General features: G+C 41.4%; 15 protein-coding genes. 13 read left to right on the top strand and 2 right to left on the bottom strand.

From position 1 onward, the window contains the following. The first annotated feature begins 76 nt into the window (after nucleotides 1-76). From EHS13_RS23480 to EHS13_RS23470, 3 genes are read left to right on the top strand one after another with little or no spacing between them, the layout of a single operon-like run. A complete protein-coding gene (locus EHS13_RS23480; RefSeq protein ID WP_155702722.1) occupies nucleotides 77-1,528 on the top strand; it encodes a spore germination protein in 1,452 nt (483 codons plus the stop codon). Continuing rightward, nucleotides 1,521-2,615 (top strand): Ger(x)C family spore germination protein, encoded by a 1,095-nt coding sequence (locus EHS13_RS23475; protein WP_155702721.1) that lies wholly within the window; start codon nucleotides 1,521-1,523, stop codon nucleotides 2,613-2,615. Before EHS13_RS23480 ends, EHS13_RS23475 begins: the two co-directional genes overlap by 8 nt. Before the next feature lie 18 nt (nucleotides 2,616-2,633). Next, on the top strand, nucleotides 2,634-3,752 hold the full coding sequence (locus tag EHS13_RS23470; protein WP_162463219.1) for a GerAB/ArcD/ProY family transporter: 1,119 nt from the start codon (nucleotides 2,634-2,636) through the stop codon (nucleotides 3,750-3,752). A gap of 51 nt (nucleotides 3,753-3,803) precedes the next feature. On the opposite strand, the gene EHS13_RS23465 is transcribed toward EHS13_RS23470, so the two are convergent. Both EHS13_RS23465 and EHS13_RS23460 read right to left on the bottom strand, forming a co-directional pair. Then, nucleotides 3,804-4,496 carry a YjjG family noncanonical pyrimidine nucleotidase gene (locus EHS13_RS23465; protein ID WP_155702719.1) on the bottom strand — a complete coding sequence of 231 codons (693 nt, stop codon included), beginning with the start codon at nucleotides 4,494-4,496 and terminating at the stop codon, nucleotides 3,804-3,806. A gap of 33 nt (nucleotides 4,497-4,529) precedes the next feature. Further along, nucleotides 4,530-5,033: an RrF2 family transcriptional regulator gene (locus tag EHS13_RS23460; protein WP_155702718.1), complete on the bottom strand. Its 504-nt coding sequence runs from the start codon at nucleotides 5,031-5,033 to the stop codon at nucleotides 4,530-4,532. 229 nt (nucleotides 5,034-5,262) lie between these two features. Between EHS13_RS23460 and EHS13_RS23455 the strand changes: the two genes are divergently transcribed. The 10 genes from EHS13_RS23455 to EHS13_RS23415 all read left to right on the top strand — a co-directional run bounded on the left by EHS13_RS23455 (nucleotide 5,263) and on the right by EHS13_RS23415 (nucleotide 13,455). Next, nucleotides 5,263-5,706: a carboxymuconolactone decarboxylase family protein gene (locus EHS13_RS23455; protein ID WP_155702717.1), complete on the top strand. Its 444-nt coding sequence runs from the start codon at nucleotides 5,263-5,265 to the stop codon at nucleotides 5,704-5,706. A 48-nt stretch (nucleotides 5,707-5,754) separates the two neighbouring features. Beyond that, on the top strand, nucleotides 5,755-6,390 hold the full coding sequence (locus EHS13_RS23450; RefSeq protein WP_155702716.1) for an FMN-dependent NADH-azoreductase: 636 nt from the start codon (nucleotides 5,755-5,757) through the stop codon (nucleotides 6,388-6,390). 35 nt (nucleotides 6,391-6,425) lie between these two features. Further along, nucleotides 6,426-7,355, top strand: coding sequence for an EamA family transporter (locus tag EHS13_RS23445; protein ID WP_155702715.1), 930 nt, complete (start codon nucleotides 6,426-6,428; stop codon nucleotides 7,353-7,355). A 90-nt stretch (nucleotides 7,356-7,445) separates the two neighbouring features. After that, nucleotides 7,446-7,883 carry a carboxymuconolactone decarboxylase family protein gene (locus EHS13_RS23440; RefSeq protein WP_155702714.1) on the top strand — a complete coding sequence of 146 codons (438 nt, stop codon included), beginning with the start codon at nucleotides 7,446-7,448 and terminating at the stop codon, nucleotides 7,881-7,883. A gap of 87 nt (nucleotides 7,884-7,970) precedes the next feature. Next, on the top strand, nucleotides 7,971-8,129 hold the full coding sequence (locus EHS13_RS36455; RefSeq protein WP_193571571.1) for a hypothetical protein: 159 nt from the start codon (nucleotides 7,971-7,973) through the stop codon (nucleotides 8,127-8,129). A gap of 201 nt (nucleotides 8,130-8,330) precedes the next feature. Beyond that, nucleotides 8,331-8,756 carry a carboxymuconolactone decarboxylase family protein gene (locus EHS13_RS23435; RefSeq protein ID WP_227013495.1) on the top strand — a complete coding sequence of 142 codons (426 nt, stop codon included), beginning with the start codon at nucleotides 8,331-8,333 and terminating at the stop codon, nucleotides 8,754-8,756. Between the two features lie 28 nt (nucleotides 8,757-8,784). Next, nucleotides 8,785-9,543 (top strand): SDR family oxidoreductase, encoded by a 759-nt coding sequence (locus tag EHS13_RS23430; protein WP_155702713.1) that lies wholly within the window; start codon nucleotides 8,785-8,787, stop codon nucleotides 9,541-9,543. Between the two features lie 167 nt (nucleotides 9,544-9,710). Then, nucleotides 9,711-11,159, top strand: coding sequence for a spore germination protein (locus EHS13_RS23425; protein ID WP_155702712.1), 1,449 nt, complete (start codon nucleotides 9,711-9,713; stop codon nucleotides 11,157-11,159). Beyond that, nucleotides 11,156-12,319, top strand: coding sequence for a Ger(x)C family spore germination protein (locus EHS13_RS23420; RefSeq protein WP_155702711.1), 1,164 nt, complete (start codon nucleotides 11,156-11,158; stop codon nucleotides 12,317-12,319). The genes EHS13_RS23425 and EHS13_RS23420 overlap by 4 nt, the downstream gene beginning before the upstream one ends. A 26-nt stretch (nucleotides 12,320-12,345) precedes the next feature. Further along, nucleotides 12,346-13,455 carry a GerAB/ArcD/ProY family transporter gene (locus tag EHS13_RS23415; protein WP_155702710.1) on the top strand — a complete coding sequence of 370 codons (1,110 nt, stop codon included), beginning with the start codon at nucleotides 12,346-12,348 and terminating at the stop codon, nucleotides 13,453-13,455. The last annotated feature ends 3 nt before the right edge of the window (nucleotides 13,456-13,458 follow it).

The following is a 13,458-nucleotide window of genomic DNA, read 5'->3' as shown; positions in this document are numbered from 1 at the left end:
AATTTGGCGCATAGATTTGTCCATGCCGGACATAATACTGTTAAAAAATCAAGTAATATAGAAGGAAATTCGGGATATGTTCAATAATAATATTTTTCAACAGGCGCTTAAATCCGTTGATTTTCTTCAATTTTCTCCAGTTGAGCATGGCCAACATATTCAAATTAGCTATTATCAATCCTTGGTAGACGCGGAGAAAATCAGTCGGTATCTCATTCCAGGGATACAAGAAAATATCGAGCAGTTGAACCAATTGAGTGATATAAAAGGGATCATTTCCTTTGATGATGTGACTGTAATTGATGATACCCGGGAAGTTGTAAAAAAGCTGATGAAGGGTTATGTCATCATTCAGTTTGAGGATGATGACCTGAATTTTCTCGTGGTTAATATTAATCATGCTGCTTTGGGCCATCGCAAGAACAATGACACAGAGAATGAATTTAGCGTGATTGGACCAAAAATAGGCTTAGTAGAGAACATTGAGGTCAATATTCATTTATTGCGACAGCAAATTAACACTCCTGCATTAATCCTTGAAGAAATAACGCTGGGCACTTTATCCAACACGAAGGTTGTTATTGCCTATTTAGATGGAACTACTAATCCCCGGCATATCGAAACGATGCAGCAGCGACTTAAATCTATTGATTTCGATGTGGTTTTTGACAGCTCGCAGCTGGCTCAGATTATTACTGATCATTCTAACACGCCTTTCCCACTTTTATTAACTACGGAAAGAGTAGATCGTGTAATATTTTCCATCTTGTCAGGGCAAGTGGCTGTTATCTCAGATGGTTCACCCTATGCTATTACAGCACCATCGACTCTGTTGGATTTTTTTATTTCCGCTGAGGATTATTATCTTCCCTGGATATTGGGATCTTTTTTTCGTGTTATCCGGATTATGAGTGTGTTATTCTCTATCTTTGCGTCTCCCATTTATGTTGCGGTACTCACCTATCATTTTGAAGTCATACCTGAGAGTTTGCTTCAACCACTCATTAATTCGCGCATTCATGTCCCGTTTCCTCCTGTAATCGAAGTCATCATTTTGGAAATTACGATTGAGCTTTTACGGGAAGCAGGCGCTCGATTACCTGCAAAAATTGGACAAACATTAGGAATCGTAGGTGGGATTGTAATCGGTCAAGCATCGGTTCAAGCAGCGTTCACCAGCTCAATTTTACTAATCATTGTTGCCTTGTCGGCACTCTCCTCTTTCACAACTCCCATCTATAATATGGCGAACACCATCCGTCTCCTGCGATTCCCTTTTATCCTACTTGCGGCTTTTTGGGGTGGTTTTGGAATTGCTGTTGGCTTCTTTTTGCTCTTAGGGCATTTATTGAGGTTGAAATCGCTAGGTACTCCCTATATGGTTCCTATATTCCCTTTTCGAACCGGTCATTTTGCAGATAGCTTAGTTCGGTTATCTTACCTCTACACAGCAAATCGAAATAAGTTTCTAAAACCTCTTTCACAAAAACGTTACAAACCAGACAAGGAGGATATTAATAATGACTAGCAGCGATAAGCGAAAACGCTGGATTCCTTGTGTATTGATGATTGCTCTGGCTCTGACGAGCTGCAGCAGCGAAAGGATCGTAGATCATATTAATATTGTTACGATACTGGGATTGGACAAGAATGACGCCGGGTTCAAAGAAACAGGTCTTTATTCTGATTTTAACCATGCAGGGAGAACAGCTCTCCTGCAGGGCAATGCTAAGAAGCCCTCGCTGCTGCTGGATGAGATGAACAATCAATCCTCACAGCCCGTTGCGATCTCCAAGCTGAAGTTACTTATTATTAATAAACAGTTAGCGGAAGAAGGTATAACTCTCTTTATTGAATCTATTTGCAAAGATCCCCTGATAAGCCACTACATGATTGTTGCTATTTCTGATGGAGCAGCTTCATCTATGCTGGAAAGCTTAGTGGATTTAAAAAGCGAAAACCTGCCGAATTATACGATAGAACATAATATTCGATCAGGAGCAATCCCCGAATCCAATTTGCACACTTTATTGTTTGACTATTATGGAGAAGGGAGAGATCCGTCGGTTCCCTATTTAAAATTAAATCAAAAAGGGAAAATTGTCATAACAGGGCAAGCCATTTTTAAGGATGATCGTTTGAAATTAATTATTAATCAGGAAGAAGTAGCGATGTATAAAATGCTTCAAGGTCATCTTTTACGAGGGAATGTGCCATTTACAATCATGTTAGGGCAGAACGAAGGGACGGCTGTATTCAACAGTCTAGGCGGAAAGAAATCCCAAGCGCTGTCAAAATCCGCACGGGCACCTAAGGTAATCTACAACATTACAATGAATGGGATGATTAAGGATTATCCGAAATGGGCAAATTTAAGAAAAACAGGAAATGATCGTCTTTTGATTATGCAATTGGAAAAGCAAGTGCGAAATAAGCTCTTAGCGCTTCTAAATAAATTTGTAAAGAACAACGTAGACCCTCTGGGAGTAGGAGATTTGGTTAGAGCACATAGCAAGGTTTGGAACGAGAAGGAATTTTACGAAGTCGAATATCCAAATATCAAATTTGAAGTTCATGTGAACGTTAATTTAATGAAATCCGGTATAGTGGAATAAAGGGCATTGGAGGTATTCGTGGATAAACAACTTGGTGAAAACCTGACCGTATCTTCATTCTATCTGTGGTTCCTCCTTCATGGAACCCAAACGGGAATCGCAATGCTAACTTTTCCAAGCAAAATAATCCTCGGAGCCGAAGGGGAGGCATGGGTTTCTATATTAATCACAGGTTTAAGTATTCATTTGATTATTTGGATGATTTTTTTTGTGTTAAAACATTCAAATCATGGGGATATCATTTCACTGCACCAACAGTTGTTTGGAAAATGGTTCGGAAATGTCCTGACTTTGGGGTTCTACGGGTATACACTCATGTTCATTTCGACGCAAATTCGTTCTTACGTAGAAGTTTTACATGTCTGGATTTTTCAATTGTCACCTCCCTGGGAAATGACGCTCATTATTCTGTTGACATCCATCTATATCGTTTCCGGAGGCTTCAGAGTCATAACCGGTATTTGCTTCTGGTGCGTGATTATCCCTTCCTTGTTACTGGTCACGCTTTATTTCCCACTGAAATATGCCCATTGGAATAATTTTCTGCCTCTTTTAAATCATAACATTGCCGAATATACCGAATCTGCTCAGCGATCTTTACCGTTATTTCTGGGAGTTGAATTTTTGCTGCTCTATTATCCATATATTAAGAATAATGAAAAATCTCAGAAATGGGCTCATATTGCGGTAGCACACACAACACTTTTATATATGTTTTTTGCCTGTGTGATTTTTGCTTACTTCAACGTTGAGGAGTTGAAGCATACGATTTGGCCTACGCTAATCTTATCGAAAATCATTCGATTTCCTTTCTTTGAAAGGTTTGATTACATATATGTTTTTAACTGGTTTCTCATTATTTTGCCTACAATCTGTATCGGACTATGGGGGGGGACGCGAATACTGCGGAAAACGGTCGGCTTTACAGCGAGACCGGCGTTATGGATAACAAGCATTATTGTATTTATAATCATCGTTTGTTTGAAAGGGTCAACGACTATCGACAGGCTGGACTCTCTGATGTCCATGGCAGGATTGATCTTCCTGTATGGGTATATCCCCTTGCTGGTTTTATGGATAAGTATTATCCGTTTTTTCAAAAGAGGCAGCCTATCAGCAAGAATCAAAAGCGAATGAGGGATTCTATTTAAATGAAAAAAATACGAATTAACTTAATCACCGTTATGCTCATTGTATAGGGGTGCAGATGTCATATAATTCTACTAAACTTTTGATCGTGTATGTGCTTTGGATTTCTGCAGAGCTTTTTTGTAACTCTCTGTTAATCCAGCAGGTATCGATTCCTGATAGAAGGCCACCTTTTATATCCGTATTTAATGAATCCCCGATAATAAGTGCTTCCTTTTTATCAAAATCTTTAATATGACTCATCACGTAATTGAAAAATTCTTTTGAAGGCTTTTGAAATCCAATGCTTTGAGAATCAAAAATGTCTTCAAAAAATTCATTTAAGCCTGACAGCTTCATTCGTTTTATCTGAGTTTGGGTTATACCATTAGTGATAACAAACAGTCTATGGGATACAGATAAGCTCTGACACACTTCTAAAGCTCCTTCCATATGCTGACTCCCATTGCCCAAAAGTTCTCTATACAGATTTTCCCACTCAATGCCATCCACAACTTTCCCCAGTCTTAACATAGTATCTGAGAATCTTGAGTTTAGCACATCATCTAATCCAATATTTCCATTTTCATATTCACTCCATAGCTGTTTGTTGACGGAATTATATATTCCAAATAACTCATCCGAAAAAGTATGTCCTTGTTGCTGAAACAATTTGTTTAACGAATCCGTTTCATTAGCGCCGAAATCTAACAATGTATCATCTAAATCAAATAGAAGTATTTTATAACTCATATTTCCTCCTCCTAAAATATAAATAATCTTTGTCTAAGCATTGTTGCTATCAGCAAAATATTCACGAGTTTCTTTGCGTGATTCAGGGGTTAAAACGCGATCAAGCTTTTCATTCAACCAAGTAAGTGTCTTGTTACGCAGAACATTGCGCATACTGTCTTCGGCTTCAAGCATAACTATGTTAATCTCACAGGAAGAAGCTCTAGAGCAAGCTGCATAGTCTTCATCACGGCAGAGATAGCTATTATCTTTGATGTTTTTACATTGAAAAATGGGGGTAGAGCCTTCAACAGCTTCAACTACATCCCAAAATGAAATTTCTGCAGGAGACTTGGCTAATTTATAGCCTCCTTTTGCACCAGGGACAGAGCTTACGATACCAGCTTTTGTTAATTTACTAAAAATCTTCGAAAGATAGGTCTCCGAAACACCTTGAAAAGCGGAAAGCTCTTTAATTCCAATAGTAGCATCAGGAGGAATATCAATTAAATATACCAAGCAATGCAGTCCATATTCAACGCCAATACTATACTGCATACAAAACACCCGCTTTCCAGATATAAAGATTGTTATTAATCATCTTAGGTGGATTTAAAATCCTTGTCAAATATGGGTATTTGGCATTTTCAGCTAAATGACCCATGTTTTTTGGTTGACAGCCGTAAATTAAAGAGTTATATTATAGACAAGTTAGATCGTCGATACACATTGTCGACGTTATGCTTCATAAGGCAAAATAAAAAAAATGTTCACGGAGGAGATTACTATGAAGGTTAGATTAAATCATGTAAGTGCAAGTCCAGGTGCTTTGCAAGTAATGATGAAGCTGGAAGGGTTTATCAAGACAAGTGGGTTGGATGCTAACCTATATGAACTCATTAAAATCAGATCATCACAAATTAACGGGTGTGCTTATTGTCTGGACATGCATACACGGGATTCGCGGAAAATGGGCGAGACCGAGCAGCGGATTTATTTACTAAGTGCGTGGCGCGAAGCTCCTTTTTATTCAGACAAAGAAAGAGCAGTACTTGAGCTTACGGAAGCTGTAACACGTATTTCCGAGCAAGGCGTACCGCAGGATTTGTATGAAAGAGTTCGGGCTCATGTGGATGAAGAAGAATATGTGGCAATCATTATGGCGATCAATACGATTAATGCATGGAATCGAATCGCTATCTCCACGGGGATGTTTCCTGAAAAGGAGTAAAGAGAAGCTTACTGAAAATAGTAAAATTCAACTCAAGGGAGAGCTATCATGTCAACCGTTTTATACGTAACCGCACATCCACTTGAGAAGAGTGCGTCCCATAGTTTATCTGTAGGCTACGAGTTTATCCAAGCCTACCGTGAAGCAAACCCTAACGATGAAGTTATTCATCTAGATCTATATAAATTGGATATTCCACAACTTGACGCTGAAGTGTTGAGTGGGTGGGGGCAATTAAAAAGCGGCAGTTCTTTTGAGCAATTGAGCTCGGGTACTCAGGTCAAGGTGGCACGTTTGAGTGAATTGGTTGATCAATTTGTGGCTGCAAATAAAATAGTCATCGTCAATCCAGTTTGGAATTTCTTATTTCCACCCGTATTGAAAGCTTACATTGATGCCATATGCATAGCCGGAAAAACAGTTAAATATACTCCAGAAGGTATTATTGGCTTAGCTACTGACAAAAAATTGCTGCATATCCAGGCTTCCGGCAGCGTGCTCTCTGAAGGACCAGCGGCAGGCTTCGAATTTAGTCACCGATACTTGACAGCTGTATCGAAATTCATAGGTATCCCTTCAATTGAGGTTATTTATATTGAGGGCACGGGAGCTGCACCAGATCAAGCACCTGTTATTAAAGAAAAAGCCATCCAACAAGCACTCGAACTAGCCAAAAGCTTCTAAAGTTAGTAAATTAAATTCTAATAAGAAGAGGCATCATGAAATACATTTTATTTGTTTTAGGTGGGGCATGCAGCTTTGGTTTATTATCTACTTTTGTAAAGAAGGCTTATGAGTCTGGTTTCAATGTCGGCGAGGTCGTCGGCAGCCAACAGCTGTTCGGTGTGATTATGCTGTGGATATTAGTATTCGTGACTGCGAAGTCCGCCAAGCAACGCGCAGTGACGCTTACATTTAAAGTAACAAGGCGTCAAGCGCTCTCGCTCATGTCTGTAGGAACAACAACAGGAATAACAGGAATGCTTTTTTATACAGCTCTCCAGTATATCTCGGCTTCATTTGCGATTATCTTATTGTTTCAATTTACGTGGATGGGCATCTTGTTGGAAGCAGTAGTTGAACGCAAACGTCCTGGTAAAGATAAGATTTTATCACTCATCATCTTGTTTGTTGGGATTATTATGGCAAGTGGCTATTTAGGCGGGGACAAGGAAGCAGTTTCCTGGATAGGTATTACTCTTGGCTTATTGGCTGCTGTTACTTATGCGCTCTTCATTTGGTTTACCGGTAAAACAGCTAAACAAGTCGCTCCGATCACACGAAGTGCGATTATGCTGTCTGGCTCTTTTATTATCGTCATGCTGGTGTTTCCACCGCATTTTCTTATAAATGGATCTTTACACGAAGCGCTTTTGCCTTGGGCGTTGCTGCTAGCTCTCTTTGGTGCCGTCATTCCGCCGTTGTTCTATGCCATTGGTGTACCGCGTATTGGCGGCGGACTAGCTACAATTTTGAGTGCAGCTGAACTGCCGGCGGCCGTCATTATGTCATACGTCGTATTGAATGAGTCCGTCAACTGGCTGCAATGGCTTGGTGTGGGGATCACGATGTTAGGCATTGCCCTGCCTGAGCTTATGAAGCGCAAGAAGAGTCAATCCGAAATTGTCGGCGCAATGGTAAATTCTTAATCATTTATTTGCGGATTCTCCGAATCATGCAAAGTTCAACAGGGGATACTTTGTTAAATGGCCACAAAAAAATAAGGGGTGTAATTATACATGGAAATCAGACTGGATTATACGAAGGTTCAACCCGAAGCTTTACAAACACTTTTAAAATTGGAAGGTTATGTGAAGAAGAGCGATATTGACCACAAACTATGGGAGTTGATTAAAATTCGCGCATCGCAAATTAATGGCTGCGCCTATTGCCTTGATATGCATACGAAAGATGCACGTGCGATAGGGGAGACAGAGCAGCGATTGTATATGCTTAGCGCATGGCGTGAAGCTCCGTTCTATACCGATGCAGAGCGTGCAGCAATAGCATTAACGGAGGCTGTGACCAAAATTTCGGATGCTGGCGTGCCGCAAGAATTGTATGAGCAAGTCCGCAAACATTTCGATGAGGGCCAGTTTGTTAATTTAATTATGGCGATTAATGCGATTAATTGTTGGAATCGCATAGCGATATCAACGGGGATGATACCTAGATAATATCAGCCAACTACACGAAAATTTCTTATATGGAATAAAATACAAACCTCCATCTCATACTAACTATGAAGTGTGGAGGTGAATTCTATGCCCAAAAATGACGCAGATCCCAAGTATGACCGCGAAGATAACAAAGCGGATAAAAAGAACAACGCTACTTTTATTGAAGAAGAACCAACGCTAACCAGCGAAAAGGACTCTGATTATGTACCAAGTTTAAACGGTATCCCCAAAAATCAAATATGAGTAACTAGTTCGCGTTAAACGGGTCGCTCAATTGAGCGACTTTTCTTTTTGAAAGCTCAGTTGTCACAAAATGAATCGCTGTGTCGTTATATGTCCGAAGTGCGAATAACAGATGGAGACAAAATACAGAAATGAGAGGTACACAATTATGACACAACGTATAAATTACATGCAGCAATCACCGGAATTTTTCAAAAATTAATGGATTTAAGCAGCGTCGAGCAGGAGAGTTCAATTGAACAGAATATCCGCGATCTAGTTCACATTCGGGCTTCGCAAATCAATGGGTGCGGATTCTGCCTGGATATGCACGTCAAAGAGGCTAAGATCCATGGCGAGAGCGAGCTTCGTCTCTACCACATCTCGATTTGGCGGGAATCAACTCTGTTTATTCCACGCGAACGGGCAGCGTTGGCTTGGACTGAGATCTTGACTAAACTGCCTGAGCAAGGCGTTCCTGACGAAATTTATAACCGTGTTCGCGAACAATTGTCTGAACAAGAAATTTCCGACCTGACCTTCTCGATCATGACGATCAATGCTTGGAACCGCATAAACATTGCCTTCAAGACTGTACCAGGTTCGGCTGACGCGGCGTTTGGTTTGAATAAAGCAGGTCTGATCTAAACAATTTTAAAAAACTAGGAGGATTAATATGAAAATTGTAGTTATTGGCGGCACTGGACTTATTGGAACAAAACTTGTGGACAACCTTCGTCAGGCTGGCCATGACGTAGTGGCAGCATCACCTTCTAAGGGCGTAAACGCCGTTACTGGTGAAGGACTGGCTGAAGCGCTTAAGGGCGCTGAAGTTGTCGTAGACGTGGCAAACTCTCCTTCATTTGAGGATAAAGCAGTATTGGAGTTCTTTGAAAAATCAAGTCAAAACCTGCTTGCCGCTGAAGCGGCCGCTGGAGTGAAGCATCACGTCGCGCTATCGGTTGTTGGCACAGAACGCATGCTCGAAAGTGGTTATTTCCGAGCGAAGTTGGCTCAAGAAGTCCTGATCAAGGCTTCTAAGATTCCTTATACAATTGTACGTGCAACTCAATTCTTCGAATTCATCAATAGTATCGCCTATGTAGCGACAGATGGGCAAACAGTTCGTTTGCCATCTGCCCACGTGCAGCCCATCGCTTCTGCTGACGTTTCTGAAGCATTGGTCGACTTCACCCTCGGGGCACCAGTGAATGGTACTGTCGAGCTAGCTGGTCCAGACCGACTAGCTCTTGACGAGTTCGTTCGTCGATATTTAACTCTACAAAAAGACCCGCGTGAGGTTATCGCAGACGACAATGCCTTTTACTTCGGCAACATACCTGTGAACAATCAATCGCTTGTCCCGGGAGATAACCCGCGCATCGCTTCGACGCGTTTCGAAGATTGGCTTAGCCGGTCCACACATCAGGGGTAATTACGCAACCTAGAATCAACACATAAAGCATCGCCACAAAGAACCCTGCGAAGGGTTCTTTGTTAGTTTGCGGGATGAGCCGAACTTATCCAAAATCTGTATAGGCTATACGTACCCTGCATTGGACATAATACCCAAGTGTGATATAGCCACAGGGGTGATTATCGATGAGTTGCATAAGCAAAAGTATTGAGGTTAATGAAGCCTATCTCAGAGAACAATTCATTAATTGCTCGGACGTTGTAATTCGCACTTTCAAGTTAAAGGATGAATCCATACTTTTACTCATTTATCTAGATGGAATGATTAGATTACATAGCGTAGAGGATAACATTCTGAAGCCGCTTATTTTCAGCGGTTTGCCGCAAGGAATAGATCGAATACATTCGCTCTCCGAGATGTTCAGACGCGAGTGGCTTCCCTTAACGGATGTAAAAACAGACGAATCCCTGGAGGAGCTAGTTAATCATATCCTTCAAGGCTGCTTGGGAATAATAGTGGATGGAGAAGCGTTAGCGCTTATTGCACTCGTCCAAGGCTACGAGACAAGAGGCATCCAAGAGCCGCAGAAGGAATCGACTTTACGTGGCTCGAAGGAAGGTTTTGTTGAAAATATCCGTACAAACACTTCGTTAATTAGACGAAGGATTATTCACCCGCACCTAAAAATGGAATCTTGCATCATAGGAAAATACACGCAAACCGAAGTTGTGCTTACGTACATGCAAGGAATTGCGGATGAGAATGTATTAGCTGAAGTAAGAGGAAAGCTCGCTAATATCGAGATTGACGGCATAATCGATTCTGCCTATATCGAAGAATGGTTAGAGAATAGTTCCTTCTCTATCTTCTCACAAATCCAGAATACCGAGCGCCCAGATATCGTCACCGCATGTTTATTAGAGGGAAAGGTAGCACTTATCACTAACGGGACTCCTTTTGCCCTAATACTTCCCATTACCTTTTGGTCTGGGCTTCAATCGGCGGACGACTATTTCGAGAGGTTCGTATTTGTCATTCTAACGCGGATGATTCGATACATCATGGTATTCATTTCATTTTCTCTTCCCGCTATCTACGTCGCACTTTCGACGTTCCATCAAGAAATGATGCCAACCTATCTCATGATCGGGATCGCAACCGCGAGGGAAAATTCACCATTTCCGTCTGTGGTTGAGGTTTTGCTTATGATGATCATCTTTGACGGATTGCAAGAAGCTGGGGTTCATCTTCCCAATCGACTGGGCCCTGTCATTAGTATTATTGGAGCGCTAGTCATTGGGCAAGCCGCTGTTGAAGCAGGCATCATTTCCACGCCGATCATCATCGTCATCTCCTTAACAGGTGTTGCAGCCTACACGATTCCGAGATATAGCGCCGCTCTTCCCTTTCGCTTAATCCGGTACCTCCTGCTGTTTATTTCCGGATGGCTCGGCTTCGTCGGTTTTGCGTTCGGGATTATCTTCTTGTTGATCCATTTGGTAACGCTTGAATCCTTCGGAACGCCATACTTGAGCCCTATAGCCCCATTCGACGGCAAACGGATTAAAGATATTATTATTCGCTATCCCTTCTGGATTAAGAACGGCCAGAATAGAAAAGGGCGTCAGAGATGATTCGATTCATATTTATAACATCCGTCTCTCTAATCGTTATTATGTCCTCTTTCGGCTGTACTGATTTTGTCGAACCCAATCAATTGGCTTTCGTCATCGGTTCGGCGATTGATGACGCGGGTGACGGAGAGATTGAAGTTAGCCATCAGATCGTTATCCCTTCAAAACTGAATAGCCCTGCCAAGGGGGGAGGCTCCAGTGAATCGGAGAGTTTTGTCGTCATATCGGCCAAAGGCAAGGATATATTTCAAGCCAGTCAGAACATCCAGAGGAAAATGTCCCGCAGATTGATGCTGAACCATCGCATTCTTATAGCGATAAGTGAAGAATATTTCAAGAAGAACGACGTAAGCAAGTTATTCGATAAACTGAATAGAGATCCTGCAAACAATTTAAGGGATATCTCCATTCTGATTAAAGGGGGAAGCGCCAAGGAATTCCTTATGCTCAAGCATCCCTTGGAACATCTCTCAAGCATAGCTGCTGGAAAAGAGCTGCAGCTCAACGGAATGAGAAGCTTCTCTTCGAGGCAACTCGCAATCGAATATCTCTCTGAAGGGATCAGACCTCTTATACCGGTTCTACAAATCGGGAATTCCAAGCCGAACAATAAAGAAATGTTGCCGATCGCGGTGTTCTCCGGTTTCGCCGTCTTAAACAAAAAGCTTAAAGTTAGAGGATTTCTAGATAATGTCGAAGGTACAAGAGCAGCCTGGATGTCGGGGAAAGGAACCCTTCAAGGGGTAACGATTCCATGGAAGGACGGAAATGGCACTTTATCATTTAGATTTACTCATCTTCAACGCCGGGTTCAATCTGTTCGCGGCAAGGATCCCACACATATTGTATTATCCGTTAAAGCGCAAGCGTATCTGCTTGAAAACACGACCTCACTAGACATGTCTGATGTAGATAATATGATTAACGTCCAGAAGTATTTAAATGAGCAAATGCAGAAAGAATTGCAGCTTACGATGGATAAAGTTCAGCATTGGGGACCTGATGTATTTGGAATTGGTGAGCACCTTCATCGTAAGTATCCTTACTGGTGGAAGTTACAAAAAGATGATTGGGATGAAAAATTCAAGAAAACCGATGTTAGCATTAAGGCGAATATTCTACTAAGGTCAATCGGAACAAGCGGTGAGCGCTTAAAATGAATTAAGGAAAGAAGTGGCAACGAAGTATGAAAATAAGTGGCTATCAAATGTTCTGGTTGGTTAGCATCTCCTCTATGATCATGATATCCTACCTTCCCATTAAATTAGCTGCGGAGGAATCACTTCAGGACTGTTGGATTTCCATTTTGCTTGGGGGCATGATCATGATGGCCATTACTTGGATTATGCTCCGGGTATGCATGCAGAATAAGGACAAAACGATAGTTAATTTCCTGAAAGACCTTTTAGGTACCGTGTTTGGCAAAATAATTGTCATCTTTTATTTCTTGGCTTGGTTTTTGCAGATGGCCACGACTGCAAAAGGCTTGGCAGATTTTCAAAATTTAGTACTGCTCCATAACACGCCAATGATTATCATCCTATTGTGTATGTTGTTTCTCGTTACTTATGTGGTGTATAGAGGGGGGATTACGGCAATTAGCCGCTGCGCGGAGGTAATTGGACCTTTTTTCGTCTTCATTTTATACGCGCAGCTATTTCTAACTCCACAGGACATGGATATGAAGAGAATATTGCCCATTTATGCGGATTCAGGCTGGTTTCACATCCTAAAAGGCACATTAAATTCGTTTAATTATATGGTAGATCCTTCGATCATTTTTATGCTGTTCTTTTTTGCTGAGAACAAGCGAACTATTTCGCGAGCGATCCTATGGGGAACAGCGGTTGCTATGTTTTGGGGAGTTTTAACCACTCTGGTTCTTCTATCCGTAACGGGACCAAGCATCACTGCTCAATTGGTAGCTCCTGTATACTCACTTACGAAGTTCGTATCCATCCTCAATTTCGTTCAGAATATTGATGCCCTTTTTATCCCCTTTTGGCTGCTCGGCGCCTTTATTAAATTATCGGTATGTTTGTTTATCCTTAGCTACGGATTATCCGAATGGGTCGGTTTCAAGAAATGGAAGCTTACCGCTTGCCTTATAACTTTGGTCTTGCTGGCGTATGTGATCTATAGCACGCACAATATACGGATTTCGTATACACTTAAAGACTTGCTTTTAACAGGCTTCTTTTACCCAATCATTTATATTGTTATTCCCTTGATTTTATGGATGATAGGCAGTATACGGCAACGCAGGAAAGCTTCGAGCTTACTTGACAAGAGTTAAGAG

Origin of the sequence: Paenibacillus psychroresistens (assembly GCF_009728935.1) — a bacterium.
In the GTDB taxonomy this organism is placed as follows: Bacteria; Bacillota; Bacilli; order Paenibacillales; family NBRC-103111; genus Paenibacillus_AC; species Paenibacillus_AC psychroresistens.
This window is presented reverse-complemented; position numbering and strand designations above follow the sequence as displayed.

Bases quoted from the DNA above. Each gene is read 5' to 3' on its own strand.
- EHS13_RS23480 (WP_155702722.1), top strand. From the start codon at position 77: ATGTTCAATAATAATATTTTTCAACAGGCGCTTAAATCCGTTGATTTT.
- EHS13_RS23475 (WP_155702721.1), top strand. From the start codon at position 1,521: ATGACTAGCAGCGATAAGCGAAAACGCTGGATTCCTTGTGTATTGATG.
- EHS13_RS23465 (WP_155702719.1), bottom strand. From the start codon at position 4,496: ATGAGTTATAAAATACTTCTATTTGATTTAGATGATACATTGTTAGAT.
- EHS13_RS23460 (WP_155702718.1), bottom strand. From the start codon at position 5,033: ATGCAGTATAGTATTGGCGTTGAATATGGACTGCATTGCTTGGTATAT.
- EHS13_RS23455 (WP_155702717.1), top strand. From the start codon at position 5,263: ATGAAGGTTAGATTAAATCATGTAAGTGCAAGTCCAGGTGCTTTGCAA.
- EHS13_RS23450 (WP_155702716.1), top strand. From the start codon at position 5,755: ATGTCAACCGTTTTATACGTAACCGCACATCCACTTGAGAAGAGTGCG.
- EHS13_RS23445 (WP_155702715.1), top strand. From the start codon at position 6,426: ATGAAATACATTTTATTTGTTTTAGGTGGGGCATGCAGCTTTGGTTTA.
- EHS13_RS23440 (WP_155702714.1), top strand. From the start codon at position 7,446: ATGGAAATCAGACTGGATTATACGAAGGTTCAACCCGAAGCTTTACAA.
- EHS13_RS36455 (WP_193571571.1), top strand. From the start codon at position 7,971: ATGCCCAAAAATGACGCAGATCCCAAGTATGACCGCGAAGATAACAAA.
- EHS13_RS23435 (WP_227013495.1), top strand. From the start codon at position 8,331: ATGGATTTAAGCAGCGTCGAGCAGGAGAGTTCAATTGAACAGAATATC.
- EHS13_RS23430 (WP_155702713.1), top strand. From the start codon at position 8,785: ATGAAAATTGTAGTTATTGGCGGCACTGGACTTATTGGAACAAAACTT.
- EHS13_RS23425 (WP_155702712.1), top strand. From the start codon at position 9,711: ATGAGTTGCATAAGCAAAAGTATTGAGGTTAATGAAGCCTATCTCAGA.
- EHS13_RS23420 (WP_155702711.1), top strand. From the start codon at position 11,156: ATGATTCGATTCATATTTATAACATCCGTCTCTCTAATCGTTATTATG.
- EHS13_RS23415 (WP_155702710.1), top strand. From the start codon at position 12,346: ATGAAAATAAGTGGCTATCAAATGTTCTGGTTGGTTAGCATCTCCTCT.